Here is a 19,455-nt window from a genome sequence, read left to right on the forward strand (position 1 = left end):
CTCAACTCCCTTCCGTGGACGGCCTCTTCCGGGGTCGCCAGAAGATGCCGAGCAGCCCGGCCGTGGCGACGGCTCCCATTCCGAGCACGCACCCCGCCCCCGCCCACCCGCTCACCGAGATCCCGGCCGCCGTGTCGATGGCGTACTCCCCGGGCCCCCACGCCCCGAGGGCGAGCGCGAGCACGCCGAGGACGAGCACGTACTCGTACCCCTCCTTGAACACGAAGAAGCCGTGCGGGCGGTGGGCGAGGAGGCCGGCGACGAGCATCACGGAGAGGACGGCGGCGCAGGCGAGCCAGGTGAGCAGACCCGCCGACAGCAGTGCTCCGGCGCCGAGTTCGGTCACGACGCTCAGCCAGGCCTGGAGCCGGGGCCGGGTCAGCCCGAGCCCCGCGAACCAGCCCGCCGTGCCGTCGATCCCGCCGCCGCCCCGCCAGTGGTTCCAGCCGTGGGCGACCATGACGGCCCCCAGGACGGCCCGAACAGCCAGCAGCAGTACGTCAGTTGCCATCGCAGGACTCTCCCGGCAGCGCCCCCACGCCGAGCCCGCACTCCTCGACGAAGGCCAGGACGCGCAGATGGTAGGCGAGGGCCGGCCGGCTGAGGCTGGTGTTGTGTCCCGCGCCGGCCTGTTCGTGGCGTACGACGCGGGGCGCGGCGGTGAACATGGAGGCGAGGTCGGCGAGTCCGGCGGGGCCGTTCGCCCAGACCTGTTCGTGTTCGGCGAGGGTCAGGTGCACGGGGACGCGTACGGACGCGGCGAGCCGGGCGAACTCGCTCGGCCAGTGGGCGCGGCGGGCCTCGTAGGCGGGTGAGGAGGAGCCGATGCCCCGGCCGCCGTGGACGTCGGGCGGGTAGGCGTGCGGCGGGTCCCAGAGGGCGTGGCGCAGGTCGGGGCGGGTGCGGACGGGGTTGCGGTGCCACTCCTCCATCGCCGCGACCGAGCGGGGGTGGAGGATGCGGCCCATCCCGGCCAACTCCATGCCCAGCAAGGTGTCTTGCGGTTCGCCCGCCATGCGCAGGGCGAGTTCGCAGCCCGCCGAGTGGGCCCACAGGAAGACGCCCAGGCCCCGCTCGACGCCCGCGAGGAGGGCGGTGACGGCGTCGTACGCGAACTCGGCTCGCCGCTCGGGGGTGTTGAGGTCTTCCTCGTGGCCTGCGGAGGCGCCGTAGCCGGGGCGGTCGAGGGCGAGGACCGTGTAGCCGGTCGCCATCGCCGTGCGCAGCAGGGAGAGTTGGGGCTGGCCGGGGTGGTCGAAGTAGGCGGAGGTGGTGGCGCCGCCGTGCAGGGCGACGACGACCGCGCGGGGGTGGTCGGCCTCGGCGAGCAGGGCGGAGACGGGGATGCCGTGCACGTCGGCCGTCAACGGGCGGACGGCCGGGGTGAGTTCGGGTTCGGTGGAGGTCATGCGTCCGCTTTCAGCAGGAGTACGCCGCTGGGGGTGAGCCCGCCGCTGGAGACCACGGCCGTGCGGGCGCCCGTGACTTGGCGGGCGCCGGCCTCGCCGCGCAGTTGGAGGACGGCTTCGTGCAGGAGGCCCATGCCGTGGGTGCGGCCGTGGGAGAGCTGGCCGCCGTGGGGGTTGAGGGGGAGGCTGCCGCCGAGGGCGATGTTCTTGCCGCCGTCGAGGAAGTCGCGGGCCTCGCCGATGCCGCAGAAGCCCAACGCCTCTATCCAGGACAGGCAGTTGAAGGTGAAGCCGTCGTAGAGCAGCGCCACGTCGACGTCCGCCGGGCGCAGTTCGGTGCGGGTCCACAAGTGGGCGGCCTGGCCGAGGACTTGGGGTTCGTGGGTGAGGCTCGCCTGGTCCCATTCGGGGCGTTCGACGAGTTGTGTGCCGACGGCTTCGATCCGGACGGGTTTCCTCGCGAGGTCCGGTGCCGTCTCGGCGGCCGACACGACGACCGCGGTGGCCGCGTCGCAGGGGACGTCGCAGTCGTAGAGGCCGAAGGGGGTCGCGATGGGGCGGGCGGTGAGGTAGTCGTCCATCATGAGGGGGGTGCGGTAGATCGCGTCGGGGTGGCGGGCCGCGCCCGCGCGCTGGTTGAGGGCGATCCAGCCGAGGGTCTCGCGGGTCGTGCCGTAGCGGTGCATGTGGCGCTGGGCGCCCATGGCGAGGGGGACGGCCGCGGAGACGGCTCCGAAGGGCTTCAACCAGCCGTCGGTCGCGGGCTGTTGGGGTGCGGGGAGGGTGCCTCGCCGGAGCAGTTCGGCGTACGTCGACTCCCACACCGTGCGGAAGCACAGCACGTGCCGGGCGAGGCCGGCGGCCACAGCGAGCATCGCGGAGATCACCGAGCCGCCGGGCCCGAAGGTCTCCCCGCCGCCGTGGTGCCAGACCGGGCGCAGGCCCAGCGCCGACTCCAGTGCGGTGACGCCGCCTTCGGCGAAGCCGCCGTACGGGCCCGCGCCGGGGTAGGTGGCGAGGCCGTCGATGTCGGCGAAGGTGAGGCCCGCGTCGGTGACCGCCTTCTCGCAGGCGTCGACGGTGAGTTGGAGTGGGGGCAGCATCAGGCGGCGGCCGATGCGGGAGGCTCCGGCGCCGCTGATGACCGCCTTGTGCTCGAACTTCCTTATGGGCGGGCGGAGATGGGGGGTGACCGGCTCGTCGGCGGGGAGTTCGGCCGGGGGCGGCTGGTGGGGGGCCGGGTGGAAGAGGGGGAGCCAGGTGTCGCCGGTCCGTTCGAAGGTGACCTCCATGCGCATGCCGAGGCGGAGGTCTTCGGGGGTGCAGTCGACGAGGTTGGTGGTGAGGCGGACGCGGGGGTCCTCCTCCAGGGCTACTTGGGCCACCAGGAAGGGAGTTGGCAGGCCCGGGAAGGGGAAGCGGTGGTTGGTGGTGAAGCCGATGAGGGTGGCGCGGCCGGAGACCTCGCGGACCGTGGTGGTGCGGCCGCGGCAGCGGCGGCAGACCGGCCGGGGCGGGTGGATGAGGGCGGCGCAGTCGGCGCAGGCCTGGAAGCGGAGGCGGCCGTCGCGTCCTGAGGTCCAGAAGAACTCGGCCTCCGGGGTGAACTGGGGTTGCGGGCGGGCCACTTCACCTTGAGCCTCGCCGGCCGTCCCTTGCGAAGCGACGGCAGCGGCTCCTCCCTCCTCGCGCGCGCTCAACGGAGTTTCGCCTCCGCCCTGCGCACCGTCACCGGCTCCGCCAACCCCTGGTCGTCGCACGCCTGTTGGAGTGTCACCAGCGTCTCCTCCAGGCCGGGGCCGAGCCGCTTGCCGGGGGTGAAGGTGGCGGGCAGATGCCGCATGCCCTGGATGACGCCGATCGTCTCGTAGTGCACGGCGCCCTCGGGGTCGCACACGAAGTCCGGTACCCGGTCCAGGACTTGGAGCAGCATCCGTTTGAACACCGTGCGTGCGACGTTGGATCCGATGCAGCGGTGGATGCCGAGGCCGAAGGCGGTGTGCCGGTTGCCGGGGCGGGCGAGGTCGACGGTGTCGGGGTCGGCGAAGACGGCGGGGTCGCGGTTGGCCATGGCCCACGAAAGCCACAGCCGGTCGCCCTCCTTGAGCTCCTTCCCGGCGATCTCGCAGTCCTCGGCGACGGTGCGGCCGTCCCCGGGCGCCGGGGTGAAGTAGCGCAGGAACTCCTCGGTCGCCGAGTCGAGCAGCGTCGCCCGTTCCCGGCTCAACTCGGCGCGCTCGGCGGGGTGTCGGGAGAGCCATTCCAGGGCGTGCGCGGTGAGCGCGGTGGTGGTGTCGAAGCCGCCGCCGATGAGCAGGGCGAGGGCGCCGACCAGGTCCGCGTCGGTGGCGTCGGCGTCCATCGTCAGCAGCGCGTCGACCAGGCCGGGGCGGGGCGTGGCGCGGATGTCCTGGAGGGTGGCGCCGATGTCGCCGAGCATCGCCTTGTGCGCCTCGATGACGCGGGCCATCGCCGGGGAGGTCGGCGGTGTGTAGACACCGGCGTGGGCGGGCTCGTTGTACAGCTCCCACTTCTTCAGCGGGATGCCCATCATGGCGAGGGTGAAGACGGCGGGGACGATGTTGGCGAGGTCGTCGACGAAGTCGATGCGGCCGGACTCGATCCGCTCGTCGAGGCAGGCGCGGGCGACCTCGTCGACGAAGGGGATCCAGCGGGCGATCGCCGCCGGGGAGAGGTAGGGGTTGAGGGCGGTGCGGTAGGCGCGCTGCTCGGGCGGGTCCATCTCCAGGAAGCCGCCGCGGATGCCCCGGCCGCGGACCGGCGCGGGGATGTTAATGCCCTGGTAGCCGCGGCGTTCGCCGTGCACGTCATGGTCGTTGGAGAGGGCCTGTCCGGCGCGGGCGAAGGCGAGCAGTTCGCGGTTGCCGGCCGCGACCCAGTGCCCGCCGTAGGTGTCGGACCAGGCGAGGGGGCAGCCGGAGTGGAAGGCGCGGGTCTCCTCCTCGAAGCGGTCGCGGTACTCGGGGGCGTGGCGGTCGAAGTGGACGCGGGGGTGTTTGCGGGCGTCGTCGGCCTCATCGGGTGTACGGGCGGCGGTCATGCTCAACTCCTTCTCGGCGCACCGGTGTTCAGTACACGCCGATGGCGCGCTCGGGGCAGGACCGGACGGCTTCGGCGACCTGTTCGCGCTGGTCGTCGGGGACTTCCTCGGTGACCGGCGAGGAGTGGCCGTCGATCTCGCTCAGTTCGAAGACCTCCGGTGCGCGCATGAAGCACAGGGTGTGCCCTTGGCAGCGTTCGGGGTCGACGCGGACCTTCACGTGGCTCAACTCCTTTTCAGGTGAGGTCGGTCAGCGATTTGCCGACGGAGGCGAGGGTGGCGGGGGCGCCGTAGTCGGTCTTGTACCGGTAGGCGGGGGCGTCGCAGCGGTAGGCGCCCTGGTCGGGTGTGAAGTCGGCGGGCTTCCAGCCGCTGGAGGTGGCCTCGACGACGGAGTAGCACGTGGGGGGCTGTTTCGCGGAGAGGTCGAAGGGGGCCTGGAGTCCGCCGGCGGTCCAGGCGGTGTTCTTCATGGCGTTGTCGTAGACGCAACGGCGGGTGAGGGCCGGGCAGTCGCGGGCGGAGACCGCGAAGAGCAGCCAGGCGGAGAAGGCGCGCAGGACCGGGTAGGTCACCTGTTTGCCGGGCGCGTACTTCTTGAAGAGGTCGAGGACCTGTTGGGTGGCCGGGTTGGCGGCGGCGCTCTCCAGCGGTGCGGTGGCGAAGAGTTCGGCGTAGTTGTGCTGCTTGTCCAGTGCGGTGCCGGCGAGTTGGGTGAAGGCGGGGCCGTACGCGTTGGAGTTGGCGTCGATCCAGTCGGGGACGTATCCGATGGCGGTGAGCGCCTGTTCCAGTTTCGCCAGGCTCGCGAAGTCCCCCAGGAATACGAGGCCTTTGACGCCTTCCTTCTTGATGGCCTGTGCGTACGGGGTCCAGTCGGCGACGCCGGCCGCCGGGTAGAGGTCGCTATAGGTGACCTTGCCGCCGAGGCCCGCGACGGCTTCCTCGAACTGGGCGGCCATGACTTTGGTGACCGGGGCGTCGCCGGAGATGATGCCGACGTGGGGCGCCGACGCGGGGTACTTCTCCTTCAGCAGCCAGCTGTAGTAGCCCGCGTACTGGAAGTATCCGGCGAGGGGCTGGGAGGCGATGGCCTGGAGGTCGGAGCCGATGGCGCCCAACTGGCTCGTCTGGGCGGGGAAGTTGGGCAGCAGGCACTTGAGCCGGTCCTGGACGCCGAGGCTGTCGAGCGCGGCGCCGCCGCCGACGAGCGCGAAGTCCGCCTTGCAGGCCTCCAGGACGCGCTGGCGGACCTCGGTGAGCCGGGTGTCGCGGGTGACGGGCTCGATCCTGCGGCCGTCGATCCCGCCGGCGGCGTTGCACCAGTCGGTGAACACCTTCGCGGCGTCGGGGAATTCGGACTTCTTGGTGAAGCCGACGTCGGAGAGGACCCCGACCTGGATCTTCTTCGCGGTGACGCCCTGGGCGGTGGAGGCGGCCGAACTGCCGGGCCCGCAGACGTCCTTGAGGGTGCCGAAGTCGGCGGCGGCGACCGCGGCCGGGGTCGGCCCGGGTGCGGCGGCGGTGTCGGATCTGGTGGAGCAGCCGGCCAGCAGCACCGCGAGTGCGGTGAGCGAGCCGGTGAGCAGCCTGCGCATGGGTGGCCTCCTCGGGCCGGGGGAGGTTCAGGTGACGGCGCCGCTCGCCTTCAGCGCGAGGACGCGGTCCCAGTCGTAGCCCAGCTCGGCGAGGATCTCCTCGGTCTGCGCGGCGAACTCCGGTGCCGGGCCGAGGCGGGTGTCCTGGACGTCGAACTGCACGGGGCTGGCGACGAGTTCGAGGTCGCCGGCCGCGGCGATGTAGCCGTTGGCGCGCACTTGCGGGTCGGCGGCGGCCTGGAGGGTGTCCTGGACCGGCGCCCAGGGCCCTTCGAGGGCCGCGAGGTCCTTCGTCCACTCGGCGAGGGTGCGGGCCGCGATCACCTCGCGCAGGATCTTCACGGCCTCGTCGGTGTGGGCGGCGATGGACTCGTCGTCCGTGAACCGGAGATCGGCGGCGAGGTCGGGGCGGCCGAGGCAACGGCACGTCTGCGCCCAGTACTTGGCGGGCTGGAGCATGACGAACGACAGGTAGCGGCCGTCGGCGGTGCGGTAGAGCCCGGAGAGCGGGTTGGCCGGTGAGCCGTGCGCGTTCGGCGGGATGCCCTGCCAGGCCCGGTCGAGGTGGAGGGAGAGCCCGATCGAGTGGCCCAGCGCCCACAGCCCGCTGCCGAGCAGGGAGACGTCAACTATCGAGGTTTCTCCGGTGCGTTCGCGGCGCAGCAGGGCCGCCGCGATCCCGCCGGCGAGGTTGGTGCCGGAGACGGTGTCGCCGTAGGCCGGGCCCGGTGGCGGGACCATGCCGTCGGTGCCGGGCGGGGTGATGCTGGCGGCGGTTCCGGCACGGGCCCAGAAGGCGGTCATGTCGTAGCCGCCCCGGCCGGACTCGGGTCCGCGCGGGCCGAGGGCGCTGCCGCGGGCGTACACGGCACGGGGGTTGACGGCGCGGACGTCGTCCACGTCGATCCCCAGCCGGGCCCGGGTGCCGGGCAGGAAGCTGGTGAGGAACACGTCCGCGCCCTTCATCAACTCCCTTAGGACTTCCCGCCCTTCGGGGGTCGCCATGTCCAACCCGATGGAGCGTTTGCCCCGGTTGGCGTGCGCGACGTTCGGGTTCGGCTCGCCCTCGACGACGAACGTCCCCGTCCGGCGCAGCCCGCGCTGCGGATCGCCGGTCACGGCGTGCTCGACCTTGACGACGTCCGCGCCCCAGTCGGCGAGCACGGCTCCTGCCGACGGGACGAACCCGTACATGGCGACCTCGAGGACCCGGATGCCTTCAAGTGGCCTCATACGAACCCCCGTTGGCGACAGTGCAGCGGTTTCATACGACCACCCGCGCGAACGACTTCTGCTCCAGGAACTCCTCGAACCCGGCCCGCCCGCTCTCCCGCCCGACCCCGGACTGCTTGTACCCGCCGAACGGCACGTCCGGGGCGAAGTAGTTGCCGCCGTTGATGGAGAACGTACCGGTCCTGATCCGCCGCGCGATCCGGATCGCCCGCTCCTCGTCCGCGCTGTGCACGGCCCCCGAGAGCCCGTACCTGGAGTGGTTGGCGATGCGTACGGCGTCGTCCTCGCCGTCGTGGGAGAGCACCGCGAGGACCGGGCCGAACACCTCCTCCTGCGCGATCTCGCTGTCGGGGTCGACGTGGGCGAGGAGGGTCGGGGCGTAGAAGTTCCCGGGGTCGATGCGCCGTCCGCCGCGCACCAGTTGAGCCCCCGCCTCGACGGCCCGGCGGACCATCGCGTCGACCTTGTCCCGCTGCTGCTCGCTGATGAGCGGGCCCATGTTGGTCCTGGGGTCGGTGGGGTCGCCGACGCGGACCTTGTCGAGTCCGGCGGCCACCAACTCGACGATCTCGTCGTGGTGTCGACGCGGTACGAGCAGGCGTGAGGTGAGCGCGCAGCCCTGTCCGGAGTGGGAGCAGATGGTGAACGCGGCGAACAGGGCGGTCTGCGCGAAGTCGGCGTCGTCGAGGACGATCATCGCGGACTTGCCGCCGAGTTCGAGGAAGACCCGCTTCACGGTGCCGGCCGCCGCCGCCATGATCCGCCGGCCGGTGCCGGTGGCGCCGGTGAAGGTGACGACGTCCACGTCCGGGTGGGTGGTCAGCAGCGCCCCGACCTCCGCCTTCGACGAGCTGAGGACGTTCACCACGCCCGGCGGCAACTCCGTGTGCTCGGCGATGAGTTCACCGAGCGCGAGGGTCGTCAGCGGGGTCTGCGGGGCGCCCTTGAGGACGACGGTGCAGCCGGCGGCGAGCGCGGGGGCGAGCTTGGCGAGGGCCAGTTGGTTGGGGAAGTTGTACGGGAGGATCGCGGCGACGACGCCTGCGGCCTCCTTCTCTATCCAGCGGTGGTGGCGCCGGCCCCGGGAGTCGATCTCGCCCAAGTCCTCGGTGAACTCGTAGCTCTCCAGGAGGTCGGCGTAGTACTTCACGAGGCCGATGGGCTCGTCGAGTTGGGGGCCGTGGGTGAGCTGGCGCGGGGCGCCGACCTCGGCGATCGTCAACTCGCGCAGTTCCTCGCGGTGTTCGTCGAGGGCCGTGTGCAACTGGCGCAGGCAGCGCAGCCGCAGGGCGGTGTCCGTCGCCCAGCCGGTGGTGTCGAAGGCGCGGCGGGCCGCCGCCACGGCCGTCTCGGCGTCGGCGGCCGTCGCGTCGGGGGCGTGGCCCACGAGGGCGCCGGTCGCGGGGTTGTGGGAGGGGAAGGAGGCTTCGGCGGGGACGAGCTTGCCGTCGATCAACTGGGGTTTCGTCACAGGGGTGTTCATGCTCGCCGGGGTGTCAGCGGGCCCCTTCGTCGGCGCCGGGGTGTCCGCAGACCCGTTCGCGGGAGCCGGGGTGTCCGCGGCCCCGCTCACAGCCGCACCAGCGATCCGCCGTCCACGGCGACGATCTGCCCGGTGACCCAACTCGCATCCTCCGACAGCAGAAACAGCAGCGCCCCCGCCTGATCGGCCGCCGTCCCCATCCGCCGGAGCGGGAACTGCCGGACCATGGCGGCCCGGTGCTCCTCGGGGATCACCATCCGCGCGGCCTCGGTGTCGGTCGGCCCCGGCGCGATCGCGTTGACGCGGATGCCGCGCGGGCCGAGTTCGGAGGCGAGGGAGATGGTGAGGTGGTTGACGCCGGCCTTGGCGAGGCCGTAGAAGCCGGTGGCCTGCCAGGCGGCGGTGGAGGACTGGTTGACGACCGCCGCGCCCTCCTTCAGATGGGGCAGGGCGGCGCGGGTGACGTGCAGCGCGCCGAGGAGGTTCACCTTGAGGAAGCGGTCGAGGTAGTCGTAGTCGACGGTGACGATGCCCTCGCGGCGCATGCCGTGGAAGATCGCCGCGTTGTTCACCAGGCAGTCGATCCGGCCCAGTTGGGCCATCACCGTGTCGACGAGGGCCTTGGCGGAGGCCGGGTCGGCGACGTCGGTGCGGACGAAGAGGGCGCCGTCGGTCTCCTTGGCGACCCGCTGCCCCTGTTCCTCGTTCAGCTCGGCGACGACGACCCGCGCGCCCTCGGCCGCGAGCGCCTTCGCGTATCCCTCCCCGATGCCCTGTCCGGCTCCGGTGACGATGGCCACCTTGTCCTTGAACCGCATCCCGGCCTCCTGTCCTCGACTGACCCGGCCGCTCCGGAAACTACATTCTCTTTTTAGGCGAATCAAGCTTCCAGACAGAAGAGAATCTGATGCTCTTTCCCCTTCCCGTGCACCCTTCACGAGAATAAAGTTCTCATGGACAGAAGGGGTGTTTCCATGATCGATTCGAAGGCCCTGAGCCCGTCGCTCGGGGTGGAGTTCACCGGTGTCACCGACCCCCTCGACGACGCCTTCGTCCTGCGCGCCGCCGAGGCCCTGAAGTGGCGTGGCGTCCTCCTCGTCCGGGGCCTCTACCTCGACGACGAGGGGCAGTTGGCGCTCAGCCGGCGGCTCGGGGAGGTCGTACGGCTGCGCGGCCGGGAGATCTTCCCCATCTCGCTCGACCCCGCGAAGAACAGCACCGCGCAGTATCTGAAGGGGGCCTTCTTCTGGCACCTCGACGGGACCACCGACAGCGTGCCCGTCAAGGCGACGACGCTGACGGCACGGCATGTGGCGGCGGTGGGCGGGGGAACGGAGTTCTCCAGCACGTACGCGGCGTACGAGAACCTGCCGGAGAAGGAGCGCGCGCGGTACGAGGGGCTGCGGGTCGTGCACAGCTTCGAGGCGGCGCAGCGGCTGGTGCACCCCGAGCCGACCGAGGACCAACTGGCCGCCTGGCGCACCCAGTCGCCCCAGGAGACATCGCTGGTGTGGCGGCGCCGCGACGGCCGCCGCTCGCTGGTCACCGGCGCGACGGCCGGGCAGATCGTCGGCATGGACGCCGCCGAGAGCCGCGCGCTCCTCGGCGAACTCCTCGACTGGGCGACCCAGGACCGCTTCCGCTACGCCCACGACTGGTCGGTCGGCGACCTCGTGATCTGGGACAACACCGGGATCCTGCATCGCGCGCTGCCGTACGAGGAGACCTCGCAGCGGCTGCTGCACCGGACGACGATCGTCGGTGAAGAGGCGTTCGCATGAGCATGACGCCGACTGACCAGGCCTCCGAACCGCCTCCGCCCAGGACAGCCGTCGTCACCGGCGGCGCCTCCGGCATCGGTCAGGCCATCGCCCGTCGCCTCGCCGCCGACGGCCTCAACGTCGCCGTGCTCGACCTCTCCCCCGCCGAAGACGGCCACAGCGTCGACGTCACCGACCGCGCCCAGGTCGACAAGGCGATGGCGGCCGTGCGTGAGCGGTTCGGGCCGGTGACCGTGCTGGTCAACGCGGCCGGGCGGGACGGGTTCTCGCGGTTCGGGCGGCTGGAGTTCGCCGACTGGCAGCGGGTCCTGGACATCAATCTCAACGGCGTCTTCCACTGTGTGCAGTCGGCGCTGCCCGACATGTGGGCGGCCCGCTGGGGCCGGATCGTCAACATCTCCTCCTCCAGCGCGCACGCCGGGCAGCCGTTCATGGCGCACTACGTCGCCGCGAAGTCCGCCGTCAACGGCCTGACCAAGTCGCTGGCGCTGGAGCTCGGCCCGCGCGGCATCACCGTGAACGCGATCCCGCCGGGCTTCGTCGACACCCCGATGCTGCGCACCGCCGAACGCCTGGACTGGCTCGGCGGCACCGTCGAGGAGCACATCGCCCGCACCCCGGTGCGCCGCGTGGGCCGGCCCGAGGACATCGCGGCGACCTGCTCCTTCCTGGTCGGCGAGGAGGCCGGGTACATCACCGGGCAGATCATCGGCGTGAACGGGGGCCGCAACACATGACGCGGCTGCCGCCGGTCCCGTACGAGGAGTGGGACGAGGACGCGCTCAGGCCGCTCACGGGCGGCCGGAGGATCCCGCCGTCCAACGCCCTGGGCCTCCTCCTCAACCACCCAAAGCTGACAAGGGCGTTCCTCACCTTCACCACCCAACTCGTGTACCGCAGCGGCCTGCCGCCGAAGCTGCGGGAGCTGACGGTCCTGCGGGTCGCCTGGCGGCACGGCTGCCGGTACGAGTGGGCGCACCACGTCCTGATGGGCCGTCAGGCAGGGGTGACCGAGGAGGAGTTGAAGGAGATACGTGAGGGCGCCGGCACCCTCGTCAACCGGGCCGTCGACGAACTCTGCACCGCCGCCCGGCTGTCCGACGAGGTCTACGCCGAACTGGCCCGCGACCTCGGCGAACAGCAGCTGATGGAGTTCGTGTTCACCGTCGGCGCGTACGCCATGCAGGCGATGGCGTACAACACCTTCGGGGTGGAGCTCGACGAGGGGATGGACTCCCCCGACCTCAGGCCCACTTGACCTCCATTGGCCTCAAGCCCACTTGACCTCCGGATGATAGATGTCCACCCAGCTCGCGAGATCCAACGCCCGTTCAAGACCGCGCCGTTGGGCCTGGCCGCTGACCGGCGCCGCCCGGTGGGCGACCTCGCTGAGCCGCCCCTTGTCGACCAGTTCGAACACCGGATGGCCGGGCCTGGAGAGGAGTTCCTTCGCCTGGTCCTGGAGGGCCACGGCGTACTGGGGGTCCTGGGTCGACGGGTAAGGGCTCTTGACCCGGTCGTACACGGACCCCGGCAGCAGATCGGCCGTCGCCTCGCGCAGCAGGCTCTTCTCCCGTCCGTCGAACGACTTCAGCGCCCAAGGGGTGTTGTAGACGTACTCGACGAGCCGGTGGTCGCAGAACGGGACGCGGACCTCAAGTCCTACAGCCATGCTGGCGCGGTCCTTGCGGTCGAGCAGGACGCGTACGAACCGGGTCAGGTGGAGGTGGGAGATCTTGCGCATCGAGAACTCGAAGTCGCTCTCCCCGTCCAGGCGTTGGACCCCTGCGACGGCCGTCCGGTAGCCGTCGGCGACGTACCCGTCGAGGTCGAGCGCGGCCAGCAGGTCGGGGCGCAGCACCCCCGCGTCCTGCCCGAAATGGCGGTTGAAGCTGACCAGCCAGGGGAAGGTCGTGCCGCGCCGCGCCTCCTCGTCGAAGAACTGGAGGTAGCCGCCGAAGACCTCGTCGGCCGACTCGCCGGAGAGGGCGACCGTCGAGTGGTCGCGGATCGCGCGGAACAGCAGGTACAGCGAGGCGTCCATGTCGCCCATCCCGGTGGGCAGATCGCGGGCGCGGATCATCTTGGCGCGGATCTCGGGGTCGGCGAGGGTCTGCGAGTCGAGGACGATGTCCTGGTGCTCGGTGTGCGCGGTGCGGGCGACGTCGTGGACGAAGGGGGTGTCGGGGGTGAGGCGGAGTTCGTCGGCGATGAAGTGGTCGGTGCGGCCGGCGAAGTCGACGGCGAAGCTGCGCACCTTCTCGCCGTGCTCCCCGAGCTGCCGGGCCGCGAGCGCGGTCATGGCGGAGGAGTCGAGGCCGCCGGAGAGCAGGGTGCAGCGGGGGACGTCGGCGACGAGCTGGCGGCGCACGATGTCGTCGAGGAGATCGCGGACGGTGGCGATGCTGGTCGCCTTGTCGTCGAGGTGCGGCCTGGTGTCGAGCGTCCAGTAGGTGCGGCTGCGCAGCCCGGTGCGGTCGACGGTGACGACGGTGCCGGGCTCGACCTCGGCCATGCCGTCCCAGACCGCGTGCCCGGGCGTCTTGATCATCGTGAACAGCTCGCGCAGTCCGTCGGTGGTGACGCGGGCCGGGGCGAGGGGGTTAGCGAGGATCGCCTTCGGTTCGGAGCCGAAGAGGACGCCGTCGGCGGTCGGGTAGTAGTAGAACGGCTTGATGCCCATCCGGTCGCGGACCATCACCAGCTTGTCCTGCCGGCCGTCCCAGAGGGCGAACGCGTACATGCCGTTGAGGCGTTCGGGCAGCTCCTCGCCCCATTCGAGGTAGCCGCGCAGGACGACCTCGGTGTCGGAGCCGGTCGTGAACTCGTGCCCCCGGCCCGCGAGTTCGCGGCGCAGCTCGGTGAAGTTGTACGTCTCCCCCGAGTAGACCAGCGCCACCTTGCCCGCGCTCATCGGCTGCCGGCCGCCGGGGAGGTCGATGATCGCGAGCCGGCGGTGCCCGAGCGCCGCCGGGCCCTGTGTCCAGGTGCCCCGGTCGTCCGGGCCCCGGCAGGCCATCGTCTCGGTCATCGCATCCAATACGGCGGTCTCGGCGCTCAGGTCACGGTCGTAGGAAACCCATCCGGTGATGCCGCACATGCCCAGCCTCCTGTTCCGGGTCACCCCGCCCACCTGCGATTTCCCTGCGCGGCGGGCCGATCCGAAAAGAACAAGATGTAATTGCCATGTACCTTCGAGGGTGCTCCGCGAGACGGGCCCGGTCAACGTGGTTGTAACAAAGCGCGCCGCTTCGCCCGCCTGTTTCGGCCGGATTTTGTCCGCGCGATACCTGTCGCAGGGCTCTCACCAGGAAGGGCACCCGCCGGAACCGGCCATGCGTAAAAACTTCACCATTCGGGGCGAACAGAGGGAGACTGGAGGGGAGGCGATCGGAGGGACCTCTCATGACCATCCCGCGCCCACCTGGAGACCCCGGCCCGACCCTCCCTGACCCGCTGCCGCCGAAGCCGGGGCCGCCTCCCGGGCCGGGGCCGCTGCCGCCGGAGCCTTATCCACAAGAGCCGCCGCTCCCGGACCCGGCGCCCTGAAGCCACTGCTCAGCCCTCGCGCTCCCGTATCCGATCATCACACGACGGCCCAGCCGGTAGATTCACGGGCCTTGCCGAAAGGGACGGGGGCCGGATGCGGAGCCGGGTGCTGGTGGTGCTGCTCGTGTTCGGGGTGCTCGCGGTCGCCGGGTTCGCCGTGCCGTTGCTGCTGTTCACGGCGTCCGACCGGACCCAGCAGCTGGTTCTCGCGCGCGCCAACGACCTCGACCGGTTCGCGTCGCTGATGGACCAGGCGGCGGCGACCGGCGACCGGTCGGCGCTGACCGCCGAGGCGCGCCGGTACACGCAGCTGTACGGCGAGCCGCTGGTGGTCACCGACGTCCGGCGGGCGCCGGTCGTGCAGACGGGCGGGATGCGGGCGACGGACCCGGCGGTGGCACGGCTGATCGACGCGGCGCTGCGCAACCAGACCGCGCGTCCGGCCGGCGCGCTGCGGCCCTGGTCGCGCGGGTACCGGATGTTCGCGGGGCCCGCCGGGACGGGGACGCGGGTGACGGGGGCGGTCGTGCTGCGGGCGTCGGTGGCGACGGCGGCCGAGGACGTCACGAAGCGGTGGGCGGCCGTCCTCGCCGGAACGGCGCTGGTCGCGCTGGCCTGTACGGCGCTGGCGCGCGCGGCGACCCACTGGGTGGTGAGCCCGCTGCGCCGCCTGGACCGGGCCGTCGGCCGGCTCGCCGCGGGACTGCCCCCGGAGCGGACCCACGCGGACGCGGGCCCGCCCGAACTGCGCCAACTCGCCATCGGATTCCACCGGATGGCGGCCACGGTGACATCGGCGCTGGAGCAGCAGCGCCGCCTGGTCGCGGACACCTCCCACCAGATGCGCAACCCGATGGCCGCCCTGCGCCTGCGCGTCGACGCCCTCCACCCCCACCTGCGCGACTCGGCGACCCGCACCTACGCCGGCGTGAACTCCGAACTCGACCGCCTGGAAACCCTGTTGGACGACATGCTGACCCTGGCGACCGCCGAGCACCGGGCAGCCGAACTGACCGTGACCGAGGATGCGTACGACCGCTGCGACGCCGCCGAAGTCGCCCTGGCCCAGCACCGGTTGTGGGAACCGGTCGCCGGCCGGGCGGGCGTCCGCCTGACCGCCGACGCGGCCGTCCCGGTCCCGGCCGCCTGCACCGGACGTGAACTCGCCCAGCTCATCGACATCTTGCTGGACAACGCCATCAAGTACGCGGGCCCGGGCGCCGAGATCGGCCTGAGCTGCGTTCCGGACGGCGCGTACGCGGTGCTCACGGTGACGGACGACGGGCCCGGTCTCTCGCGGGCCGAACTCGCCCTCGCCACCACGCGGTTCTGGCGCGGGCAGCGGGAGCCGGGGGCGTCCGGGACGCCGGGTACGCCGAGTACGCCAGGTCCACCGGGTCCACCGGGGACGGGGCTCGGGCTGGCCATCGCCGAGCAGTTGCTGGCGGGGCGGGGCGGGCGGCTGGAGCTGGGGCGGATACGGCCGCGGGGGCTGCGGGTCAGGGCTGTCTTGCCGCGCCCTGACCTTGTTCCCTAGGGCTCTGCTCCTTGGGGCTCCAGGAAGCAAGGGCCGTCTTCCCTGGAGCCCTCTTTCCCAGAGCCCTGTCCCCCAGCGCCGGTCACTGCCCGACGCGTCCGTCGACGCACTCCCGCAGCAGATCCGCGTGGCCGCAGTGCCGGGCGTACTCCTCGATCCGGTGCACCAGCAGCTCCCGTACCGAGAGCTGGCTCTTGCCCAACCGCTCGCCCAGATCGGGGTGTTGGGCGAGTGCCTTGTCGGTGGCGGCCTGTTCGCGGGACAGGTCGGCGTACGCGGACTCGACCAGGGCCGGGTCGGCGGCGGCGCCCTCGAAGTCCGCGTCGCGGGCGCCGTACAGCTTGGGCAGCGGGGCGGTGTCGGTGATCCAGTTGCGCCAGTCGCGTTCCACCTCGGCGAGGTGGCGGACCAGGCCGAGCAGGGACATCGTCGACGGCGGCACCGAACGCCGGGCGAGCTGGGCGGCGTCCAGGCCCTCGCACTTCATGAGCAACGTCGCCCGGTAGCCGGCGAGATAGTCGTCCAGGGTCGGCAACTCGCCGTCGGGGGAGGGCCCTTCGCGGGGGTCGTCGTCCGGGTCGACCCACATGTCGGGGTAGACACTCGCCCGGGTCCATCGCTCAGGTCGCTCGCTCATGCTCCCATCGTCGGCGGCGAACACCCTTACGGGCGAACGGTTTTCCGCGCGTCCGGCGCCGGGCCCTGCCTACGCGGCCGGCGGCCGGGAAAAAGATCGGCAGGAAAAAGGTCGGCCGGGGACAAGGTCGACTGGGGATAAGGTCTGCCGGTGATCACTCTCCGCCGCGCCACCCCTTCCGACGCCCCCGCCATGGCCGCCGTATGGCTCCGCTCCTTCGCCGCCGCTCTCCCGGGTGTCCGGCGGGCGCACACGGACGACGAGGTGCGGGACTGGTTCTCGTACGTCGTGGTCGAGCGGTACGAGGCGTGGGTGGCCGTCACCGGCGAAGGTGCCGTGGCCGGCCTGCTGGCGCTGTCCGACACCGAGTTGGAGCAGCTCTACCTCGAACCCGACCGGCGGGGACAGGGACTTGGCGACCGCTTCGTCGAGCTGGCCAAGCGACAGCGCCCGCAGGGGCTGGAGTTGTGGACGTTCCAGGTCAACGAACCGGCCCGGCGCTTCTACGAACGGCACGGGTTCGTCGCGGCCGAGTCGACCGACGGCACACGCAACGAGGAGCGGGAGCCGGACGTGCGGTACGTCTGGCGGCCGTGAGACGCACGTACGGAGGACGACCGCCCGCCGCAGCGCGTCGCGGCAGGCACGGATCGCGGGATGCCCCCGGCGCCCCGCCCCTACCCCCGCCGACCGCCGCCCGCCGCCCGCCGGATTCAACCGCTCATCGCCACCCGCCCGTTCAGCCGCTCACCGGCGCCTGCCACACCGCCGTGATCGCGTCGATCAGCCCCGTCGCCATCCCCCGCCACGTCCGCCGCACCGGCAACACCCCGTCCGCCAGGGCCCGTTCGCGTTCCGCGATGCTCTGGGTGATGAGGTGGCGGGTCATCGCGGCGCGCTCCGCGTAGCTCTCCGCCGACAGTTCGGGCAGGCAGCGGACCATGCCGTCGTGCAGCCGGGCCGCCGACGGGGAGGCGGCGGCGAACGCCTCCGCGGCGACGGCCCGCAGCGCCGGATCGGCGGTGACCTGGGCGATGAAACGGCCGTACCAGCCGGTCGCGCCCAGCGCCTCGGCGTGCTCCACGACGGGCCGCACCGCGACCGCCACCCAGTCCCGCAGCTCCCGCGAGTCCCCCATCTCCGCCAGCATCCGCAGCCGCAGCACCTCGATGCGCTCGGCGTGCCGGCGCACGAGGGCGCGGACGAGGTCGGTCTTGGTGCCGAAGTGGTAGCTGACGGCCGCGTTGTTGCCCTGCCCGGCGGCCAGGCTGATCTGCCGGTTGGCGACCGCGTGCACACCGTTCTCGGCGAACAGCCGCTCCGCCGCGTCGAGCAGCGCCTCGCGCGTCGCACTGACCTGCTCGTCGCGCCTCGTTCTCGCGACCATCGTCATCACCGCCCCATCACCACCGTCGGGAGCACAGGGTACGCAATGCGGGCCCGGCTTTGACCAGCGGCTTCGAAGCGGGGACCGCCCCCGCCCGGGGCCGTGGCTACACCGTGCAGCGCACGTCCGCGACCGGCAGCCGCCCGCTCGCGAGGTACGCGCGCACCTGCCGGTCGACGCACTCGTTGCCGTACACCCCGAACAGCGCGTGCTGCGCGGGCCCTTGGAGGGTGACAAGACGTGACGACGGCCAGGCGCGGCGCTGGGCGAGGGCGCCGGCGTAGGTCGTGCGCGGATCGCCGGTCGCGTTGACGAGCAGCGCAGGGAAGTCGTCGCGCACGGCCGTCGGTGCCTCGCGCGGCGCGTCCCAGAAGGCGCACGGGTTGATGTTCCAGCCGACCGGTCCGAGGAGCGGGCTGCGCGCGCGGTTGCGCTGGATGTCCCGCCAGTACACCTCGGGGTCGCGCGGCGCGCCGGCGTCACCGCAGACGATCGCCGCCTGCACACTGCCGTACGCCGAATCGGCCCCGGTGAGCAGGGCGTTGAGCAACTTCCCGAAGGCGGCGCCCGGTTCGACGTTCCGCCCCTGCGCGGCGTGCACCAAGTCGCGTACGGCGTCGGCGAGTTCGCCGTACGGCCCGTCGAAGTCCTGGGAGAGACCGTTGAAGACGATCATCGGGAAGACGTATCCGTCCACCTGGTACGGACCCACCGCGAGCGGCGTGCGGGTGGCCGCCGTCTGGACGTGGTCGACGGTCCGCAGCACGGCGTCCCGCGTGGCGCCCAGCCGGTACGTCGCGTTCCGTGCGGCGGCCCAGGACGCCCAGTCGGCAAGGGCGGCGCGGTTGGCGGCGTCGCTGTCGGCGAGCAGGCGGGGGTTGTAGCGCGCCGGGTCGATGACCCCGTCGAGGACCATCCGCCGGACCCGCTGCGGGAACAGCGTGGTGTACACCTCGCCGAGGTAACTCCCGTACGAATAGCCCAGATACGAGATCTGCCGCTCCCCGAGCGCCGCCCTGATGACGTCCATGTCGCGGGCGGTGTTGCGGGTGGTGACGTACGGCAGGACGTCCCCGGCGTGCGTGCGGCAGCGTTCGGCGAGGTCGCGGGCGGCCGTCACCGACCGTTCGAAGCCGGCGCGGTCGGGTCCCGCGCCCCGGAACATGCTGCCGACCGGCCACGCGCAGTCGAGCGGGGCGCTGCGGCCGACGAAGCGGGGGTCGACGCCGATGACGTCGTACCGCGCGGCCACCTCCTTCAGCGCCGGGCGCACCCAGGTGGAGTCGGCGAGGGAGGGGCCGCCGGGGCCGCCGCCGTTGAGGAGGAGGGGGCCGACGCGGTGGGCGGGGTCGGTGGCGGGGACCCGGGATATGGCGATCTTGAGGGTGCGGCCGGCGGGGTTCGCGTAGTCGAGGGGGACGGTGACGTCGGCGCACCGGGCGCCCGTTTTCTCCAGTTCCTTCCCCGTGTCGTCGTCCGGGCCCTGGACGCAGGTCCGCCAGGCGAGGCGCTGGTCGTGGAAGCGGGCGAGCGGGTCGGCGGCCGATGCGGGGGTGCCCGCGGCGGTCAGCGGGAGCGCCACCAGGGCGGCAACTCCGGCCCTGCGCAGGGCTGTTGAGAATCTGCTCATGTGGCGTCACGCTAGTGAGCGGCCGTCGGGTGATCACTCCGGCCAGCCCGTGTCTTGAGCGGGGGACAGCCCCACCCTCAACACCTTTGCCGGGAAATTGCCATCTCGTGTCCGATTACACGCTTATCCCTGGTCATCATGGTCCGCGAT

The 19,455-nt window shown here is 72.0% G+C and carries 18 protein-coding genes; 5 read left to right on the forward strand and 13 right to left on the reverse strand.

Annotated elements, in window-relative coordinates; genetic code table 11:
- Nucleotide 1: 1 nt before the first annotated feature.
- The 9 genes from ACYUD3_RS08900 to ACYUD3_RS08940 all read right to left on the reverse strand — a co-directional run bounded on the left by ACYUD3_RS08900 (nt 2) and on the right by ACYUD3_RS08940 (nt 9,602).
- On the reverse strand, nt 2-511 hold the full coding sequence (locus tag ACYUD3_RS08900; RefSeq protein ID WP_470966369.1) for a DoxX family protein: 510 nt from the start codon (nt 509-511) through the stop codon (nt 2-4).
- Complete coding sequence (locus tag ACYUD3_RS08905; RefSeq protein ID WP_470966371.1) at nt 501-1,409, reverse strand: alpha/beta hydrolase; 909 nt, start codon at nt 1,407-1,409, stop codon at nt 501-503. The genes ACYUD3_RS08900 and ACYUD3_RS08905 overlap by 11 nt, the downstream gene beginning before the upstream one ends.
- The gene (locus ACYUD3_RS08910; protein ID WP_470966374.1) at nt 1,406-3,037 is read right to left on the reverse strand and encodes a thiolase C-terminal domain-containing protein; all 1,632 of its coding nucleotides are present in this window, start codon (nt 3,035-3,037) and stop codon (nt 1,406-1,408) included. Before ACYUD3_RS08910 ends, ACYUD3_RS08905 begins: the two co-directional genes overlap by 4 nt.
- 68 nt (nt 3,038-3,105) lie before the next feature.
- A complete protein-coding gene (locus tag ACYUD3_RS08915; RefSeq protein WP_470966376.1) occupies nt 3,106-4,470 on the reverse strand; it encodes a cytochrome P450 in 1,365 nt (454 codons plus the stop codon).
- Nucleotides 4,471-4,498: 28 nt separating this feature from the next.
- Nucleotides 4,499-4,690, reverse strand: coding sequence for a ferredoxin (locus tag ACYUD3_RS08920; RefSeq protein ID WP_470967406.1), 192 nt, complete (start codon nt 4,688-4,690; stop codon nt 4,499-4,501).
- A gap of 16 nt (nt 4,691-4,706) precedes the next feature.
- Nucleotides 4,707-6,068 (reverse strand): ABC transporter substrate-binding protein, encoded by a 1,362-nt coding sequence (locus ACYUD3_RS08925; RefSeq protein ID WP_470966379.1) that lies wholly within the window; start codon nt 6,066-6,068, stop codon nt 4,707-4,709.
- A 27-nt stretch (nt 6,069-6,095) separates the two neighbouring features.
- Nucleotides 6,096-7,301 carry a CaiB/BaiF CoA transferase family protein gene (locus ACYUD3_RS08930; protein ID WP_470966381.1) on the reverse strand — a complete coding sequence of 402 codons (1,206 nt, stop codon included), beginning with the start codon at nt 7,299-7,301 and terminating at the stop codon, nt 6,096-6,098.
- Nucleotides 7,302-7,332: 31 nt separating this feature from the next.
- On the reverse strand, nt 7,333-8,784 hold the full coding sequence (locus ACYUD3_RS08935) for an aldehyde dehydrogenase family protein (protein WP_470966384.1): 1,452 nt from the start codon (nt 8,782-8,784) through the stop codon (nt 7,333-7,335).
- An 86-nt stretch (nt 8,785-8,870) separates the two neighbouring features.
- The gene (locus ACYUD3_RS08940) at nt 8,871-9,602 is read right to left on the reverse strand and encodes an SDR family oxidoreductase (protein ID WP_470966386.1); all 732 of its coding nucleotides are present in this window, start codon (nt 9,600-9,602) and stop codon (nt 8,871-8,873) included.
- A 156-nt stretch (nt 9,603-9,758) separates the two neighbouring features.
- Here ACYUD3_RS08940 and ACYUD3_RS08945 point away from each other — a divergent pair, with 156 nt between their 5' ends.
- The 3 genes from ACYUD3_RS08945 to ACYUD3_RS08955 are packed head-to-tail and all read left to right on the forward strand — an operon-like array spanning nt 9,759 to nt 11,823.
- Nucleotides 9,759-10,565, forward strand: coding sequence for a TauD/TfdA dioxygenase family protein (locus ACYUD3_RS08945; protein ID WP_470966388.1), 807 nt, complete (start codon nt 9,759-9,761; stop codon nt 10,563-10,565).
- A gap of 2 nt (nt 10,566-10,567) precedes the next feature.
- On the forward strand, nt 10,568-11,302 hold the full coding sequence (locus ACYUD3_RS08950) for an SDR family NAD(P)-dependent oxidoreductase (RefSeq protein WP_470966391.1): 735 nt from the start codon (nt 10,568-10,570) through the stop codon (nt 11,300-11,302).
- On the forward strand, nt 11,299-11,823 hold the full coding sequence (locus ACYUD3_RS08955) for a carboxymuconolactone decarboxylase family protein (RefSeq protein ID WP_470966393.1): 525 nt from the start codon (nt 11,299-11,301) through the stop codon (nt 11,821-11,823). Before ACYUD3_RS08950 ends, ACYUD3_RS08955 begins: the two co-directional genes overlap by 4 nt.
- Before the next feature lie 12 nt (nt 11,824-11,835).
- Here ACYUD3_RS08955 and asnB read toward each other — a convergent pair whose 3' ends face one another.
- The gene (gene asnB, locus ACYUD3_RS08960; protein ID WP_470966396.1) at nt 11,836-13,665 is read right to left on the reverse strand and encodes an asparagine synthase (glutamine-hydrolyzing); all 1,830 of its coding nucleotides are present in this window, start codon (nt 13,663-13,665) and stop codon (nt 11,836-11,838) included.
- Nucleotides 13,666-14,208: 543 nt separating this feature from the next.
- Between asnB and ACYUD3_RS08965 the strand changes: the two genes are divergently transcribed.
- A complete protein-coding gene (locus ACYUD3_RS08965) occupies nt 14,209-15,651 on the forward strand; it encodes a sensor histidine kinase (protein ID WP_470966398.1) in 1,443 nt (480 codons plus the stop codon).
- A gap of 82 nt (nt 15,652-15,733) precedes the next feature.
- Here ACYUD3_RS08965 and ACYUD3_RS08970 read toward each other — a convergent pair whose 3' ends face one another.
- On the reverse strand, nt 15,734-16,288 hold the full coding sequence (locus ACYUD3_RS08970; RefSeq protein ID WP_470966401.1) for a DinB family protein: 555 nt from the start codon (nt 16,286-16,288) through the stop codon (nt 15,734-15,736).
- 192 nt (nt 16,289-16,480) lie between these two features.
- On the opposite strand from ACYUD3_RS08970, the gene ACYUD3_RS08975 reads away from it, so the two are divergent.
- Nucleotides 16,481-16,885 carry a GNAT family N-acetyltransferase gene (locus ACYUD3_RS08975; protein ID WP_470967408.1) on the forward strand — a complete coding sequence of 135 codons (405 nt, stop codon included), beginning with the start codon at nt 16,481-16,483 and terminating at the stop codon, nt 16,883-16,885.
- Nucleotides 16,886-17,027: 142 nt separating this feature from the next.
- On the opposite strand, the gene ACYUD3_RS08980 is transcribed toward ACYUD3_RS08975, so the two are convergent.
- Both ACYUD3_RS08980 and ACYUD3_RS08985 read right to left on the reverse strand, forming a co-directional pair.
- Nucleotides 17,028-17,675: a TetR/AcrR family transcriptional regulator gene (locus tag ACYUD3_RS08980; RefSeq protein WP_470967411.1), complete on the reverse strand. Its 648-nt coding sequence runs from the start codon at nt 17,673-17,675 to the stop codon at nt 17,028-17,030.
- A gap of 106 nt (nt 17,676-17,781) precedes the next feature.
- Complete coding sequence (locus ACYUD3_RS08985; protein WP_470966403.1) at nt 17,782-19,305, reverse strand: alpha/beta hydrolase; 1,524 nt, start codon at nt 19,303-19,305, stop codon at nt 17,782-17,784.
- Between the last annotated feature and the right edge of the window lie 150 nt (nt 19,306-19,455).

Source organism: Streptomyces sp. AMJ-169 (genome assembly GCF_055597585.1).